The organism is Burkholderia sp. Ac-20379, assembly GCF_017104645.1.
In the GTDB taxonomy this organism is placed as follows: Bacteria; Pseudomonadota; Gammaproteobacteria; order Burkholderiales; family Burkholderiaceae; genus Burkholderia.
Genome location: NZ_JAAGPF010000499.1, coordinates 1 through 3,871 on the forward strand (window position 1 = coordinate 1; position 3,871 = coordinate 3,871).

The window sequence follows — 3,871 nt, forward strand, 5'->3', positions numbered from 1 at the left end:
AGCGCGTCGTCGGCCGGCGGGGCATCGCCCGGGCCTTGCGGTGCGCCGGTCACCGCGGCCGAGCCGGCCGGCAGCGTATGGAGCAGCCGCACGTTGCCGGGCGCGACGCCCAGCACCAGCCAGGTGTCGCCGATCTCGACGACGGTGGCGCTTTCCTTGCTGCCCACCGCCACGCTCGCCACCACCTTCAGTGCGCCGCCGCGCCGCGCGGGCTGGAACCCGAAGCGGCGCGCGAGCCACGCGCAACCGAACACCAGGCCGATCACCACGATCAGGCCCACCACCGTCTGCAACACGGCGCCCGCGCCGAGCGAGGGCACCGCCGAGCCGACCACCACGCCCGACGCATAGGCCGACGGGTGGTTGACGGCGTTCATGTCGGCCGCGCCCGCCGCGGCCGGCGCCAGCGTCAGCGCGACCAGCGCCGCGGCGGCCGCATCCGGCACGCGCGGCAGCACCGCCCGCACACGCGACGCGACCCGCACGACCGGCGCTTCCACGGCGTTCATCGGTTCAGCTTCCGGATCCGCTCGGACGGCGTGATGATGTCGGTCAACCGGATGCCGAACTTGTCGTTGACCACCACCACTTCGCCCTGGGCGATCAGGCAGCCGTTGACCAGCACGTCCATCGGCTCGCCGGCCAGGCCGTCGAGTTCCACCACCGAACCCTGCGCGAGCTGCAGCAGGTTGCGGATCGCGATCTTGGTGCGGCCCAGTTCGACGGTCATCTTGACGGGGATGTCGAGAATCATGTCGATGTCGTTGTGGGTCGCGTTCGACGCCGCCTTCGACAGCGGCTGGAACACGCCCGCGCCGGTCGCGCCGGCCTCGATCGGCTGCTCGTTCTGTTCGGCGAGCGCGGCCGCCCAGTCGTCCAGGCCGGCCTCGTCGGCCGCGGCGTCGGCGCCAGGCTTCTTCTCGCTGTCGGGCGTCGGGTTCAGCTCAGTCATATCCACCTTCCTTCATCGTGTCGCTTGCGCTGATCATCCGGTTCACCCGCAGCGCGTATTGCCCATTGAAAATCCCGTAGCCGCATTCCATCACCGGCACGCCGTCGACCTTGGCCGTCACGGCGTCGCCGATATCGAGCGGCAGCACGTCGCCCACCCGCAGGTTCAGGATCCGTTCGAACGTGGTCGGCAGTTCGGCCAGATCGGCGGTCAGCTCGACCTCGGCGGCCTGCACCTGCTGCGACAGCACGCGCACCCAGCGGCGATCCACCTCGAGCGCCTCGCCCTGGATCGGCGAGCTCAGCACGTCGCGGATCGGTTCGATCATCGAGTACGGCATGCAGATGTGCAGCGTGCCGCCGGTCGACCCGAACTCGATCGAGAACTGCGTGACGATCACGATCTCGTTGGGGGTCGCGACGTTGGCGAACTGCGTGTGCATCTCCGAGCGCACGTGCTCGAACTGCAGCGGCCGCACGCTCTTCCAGGCGGCCGTGTAATGCTCGAAGACCAGATGCAGCAGCTTGCTGATGATGCGCATCTCGGTCTGCGTGAAATCGCGGCCCTCGACCCGGGTGTGGAACCGCCCGTCGCCGCCGAACAGGTTGTCGACCACGAAGAACACCAGGTTCGGGTCGAACACGAACAGCGACGTGCCGCGCAGCGGCTTGATGTGCACCAGGTTCAGGTTGGTCGGGATCGGCAGGTTGCGCGTGAACTCGCTGTACTTCTGCACCTTCACCTGGCTGACCGAGATTTCGGCCGTGCGGCGCATGAAGTTGAAGATGCCGACCCGCAACAGGCGCGCGAAGCGATCGTTGATGATCTCCAGGCCGGGCATGCGCCCGCGGACGATCCGTTCCTGCGTCGCGAGGTTGTACGGGCGAACGCTGGCGCGATCGACGGGTTCGTCGCTCGCATCGATTTCGCCTGTTACGCCTTTGAGGAGGGCATCGACCTCCTCCTGCGACATGAATTCTTCGTGGCCCATGGCGCTCCCGTGGCGGCGTTACTGGACGACGAAATCGGTGAACAGCACCGCGTCGACGCGCGCGCTGCGGTTGCCCGGCTGGGTGGGCTGCTCGATCAGCGTGCGCAGCTCGTCGGCCAGCGCGCGCTTGCCTTCCAGCGACGCGAGGTCTTCCGGATGCTTGTTCGACAGCGCCAGCAGGATCCGGCTGCGGATCTCCGGCATGTGCTGCGTCAGATATTCCTGGGCGGTCGGATCGGTCAGCTTCAGCGTGAGGCCGACGCGCAGGTAGTGCAGGCCGTCGTCGGACTGCAGGTTCACCGTCATCGAATCGAGCGGGAAGAACACCGGCGTCGCCAGCGGCGGCGGCGGGGGCGGCGGAACGTTCGAGGCCGAAGCCTGATGCTTCGACAGGAAGAACCACGCGCCGGCGCCGCCCGCGGCGGCAAGGGCGATGCCGATCAGCGCGAACAGGATGATGCGTTTGAACTTGCCGGCGGGCGGACGTTCGGGTGCGGCGGATGCGGTCGTGGTGGCCATGGGCGTGCTTACTGGTTGACTCGTAGCCGGATTGTCAGGGGGCAACCGGTCTCGCGATGTGACGAACAGAGGGGGGATTTGCGCCTATCTCGCTGGTTTGTCGAAGCGGGGCGGGCACGCGGATGGCGAGGCGGGCGGCGAAAACGGGGATTGGCGCGGGGGCGGGGAGCGAGGCGGGGCGGGTGTTCGGAGCGACCGAATCGGGACGTTGAGGGGGCGTTCGATGGGATTGGGCGGGCAATCGGCGATGTTGGCGAAACGGACGATACAAGGCGATGCAAGGCGTGCAGCCGATTCGCCAGCCGAAACGGAACGATGCCGGGATGCAACGGCGGTCGGCGGCGTTGGCGCGGCGGGCCGCCAGATTGCGCGGCAAAACGGGGCGCGGCCGGAATGCGGCGACGGACGGCGGCGTTGCCTGGGCAGCCGGCTTGGCCGGCAGCGCGGGACGATGTCGGAGCGCAACGGCAAACGGGCGCGCCGTTCGAGCCGATCCCGCGCCAGCCCGCCAACCGCCCCTAGATCGGCAAATGCGCGAGCAGCGGCGCGATCAGCACCATCGCCACGCCGGCGATCATCATCGTCAGGCTCGACACCACGCCTTCCTCGCCGCCGATCTCGCGCGCCTTGGCGGTGCCGATCGCATGCGCGGCCGCGCCGAACAGCGCCCCGCGCGCGAGCCGCGAGCGCAGCGGCAGCACGGCCAGCATGAATTCGCCCATCAGCATCCCGCACACGCCGGTGACGATCACGAACAGCGCGGTGAGGTCGTGCGGCGCGTGCAGGCGATCCGACACGGCGATCGCGAACGGCGTCGAGATCGAGCGCGTGACGAGCGTGCGCTGCAACTCGGGCGACAGATGCAGCAGCTTGGCCAGCAGCAGCGAGCCGCCGACCGCCGCGACGATCCCCACCGTCACGCCCACCGACAGCGACAGCCAATGGCGGCGGATCAGGTGCCGGTATTCGTGGATCGGCACCGCGAACGCGATGGTGGCCGGGCCGAGCAGCCACATCAGCCAGCGCGTGTCGTGAAAGTAGACGGGATAGGGCAGGCCGGTCAGCGCGAGCGCGGCCACCAGCAGCACCGGCACCGCCACCAGCGGCGAGAACAGCAGCGTCTTGCGCGCCCGGTACAGCCGCTTCGCGCCGAGATACAGCACGATCGTCACCACGAAACAGGCGGCGGAAATCGCGGCGTTGGCGGCCGGCGACAGTGCGGCGAAATCGACGGGATCGAGGGTCATGGCGGGCTCCGGGCGGCTCGGATTGCTCAGGCGGCCGGCTGGCGCGCCGCACGCGCCGGGGGGAGCGCGCGTATGGGGAGGAGCGGAGGGAGGGGCGGGCGGTGAGGGGGGGTTGTTGGGAGGGAGGTGTAGGAGGTGGTGGTGTGTGGTGACACAATGTCA

The 3,871-nt window shown here is 69.1% G+C and carries 5 protein-coding genes; all 5 read right to left on the reverse strand.

The genetic code is table 11. The features are described from left to right. A partial coding sequence (fliO, locus tag G3N92_RS31930; RefSeq protein ID WP_241015150.1) for a flagellar biosynthetic protein FliO occupies window positions 1–509 on the reverse strand: 509 nt, incomplete at its 3' end. Further along, on the reverse strand, window positions 506–952 hold the full coding sequence (fliN, locus tag G3N92_RS31935) for a flagellar motor switch protein FliN (protein ID WP_206131528.1): 447 nt from the start codon (window positions 950–952) through the stop codon (window positions 506–508). The genes fliN and fliO, both read right to left, overlap by 4 nt. Continuing rightward, window positions 945–1,943, reverse strand: a complete 999-nt coding sequence (fliM, locus tag G3N92_RS31940; protein ID WP_206131529.1) for a flagellar motor switch protein FliM — start codon at window positions 1,941–1,943, stop codon at window positions 945–947. Before fliM ends, fliN begins: the two co-directional genes overlap by 8 nt. Before the next feature lie 18 nt (window positions 1,944–1,961). Next, window positions 1,962–2,462 (reverse strand): flagellar basal body-associated protein FliL, encoded by a 501-nt coding sequence (fliL, locus tag G3N92_RS31945; protein ID WP_206131530.1) that lies wholly within the window; start codon window positions 2,460–2,462, stop codon window positions 1,962–1,964. 518 nt (window positions 2,463–2,980) lie between these two features. Continuing rightward, window positions 2,981–3,709, reverse strand: a complete 729-nt coding sequence (locus G3N92_RS31950) for an LrgB family protein (RefSeq protein ID WP_206131531.1) — start codon at window positions 3,707–3,709, stop codon at window positions 2,981–2,983. Between the last annotated feature and the right edge of the window lie 162 nt (window positions 3,710–3,871).